Annotated in this window: 1 protein-coding gene; it reads left to right on the top strand. The window is 65.0% G+C overall.

The features are described 5' to 3' along the window. Positions 1-121: 121 nt before the first annotated feature. Positions 122-532, top strand: a 411-nt coding sequence (locus EXE45_RS17630; RefSeq protein ID WP_137695098.1) for an Lrp/AsnC family transcriptional regulator, incomplete at its 3' end; no start/stop codon positions are given.

A 532-nucleotide genomic window follows, 5' to 3' on the forward strand; every position in this document is an offset into this window, starting at 1 on the left:
TAAGTGCGGTATACGTATTTGAGTCGTTTCGAATCCGCGTTTCTCGAAACGATCCTCGGGCACGGGGCGTCGTCGTGTGAGGGGCAAAACGTCTTTGGCCGGATAGCCAGTAGCTGGGGCCATGACGTACCGCCCCGACGAGATCGACCGTCGGATCCTCTACTACCTGGGGATGAACGCGAGGGACACGTCCGCGCCGATGATCGCCGAGGAGGTGGACGTCACCCCCGCGACGGTCCGCAACCGCATCAACCGACTGGAGGAGCAGGGAGTCATCCGGGGGTACCACGCCGACATCGACTACGAGAACTCGAACGGGAAGGTGACGACGCAGTTCACCTGTACGGCCCCCGTGAGCAAGCGGTCGGCGCTCGCCAACGAGGCGCTGTCGACCCCGGGGGTGATCCAGGTCCGAGAGCTCCTCGCCGGGCAGGAGAACCTCGTGGTCACCGCCGTCGGCGAGGACACGACGGACATCAACCGCATCGCGCAGCAGCTCTCCTCGGCCGGGGTGACCATCGAGCGCGAGGAC

The sequence above is a fragment of the Halorubrum sp. SP9 genome (assembly GCF_005435015.1).
GTDB classification, from domain to species: Archaea; Halobacteriota; Halobacteria; order Halobacteriales; family Haloferacaceae; genus Halorubrum; species Halorubrum sodomense.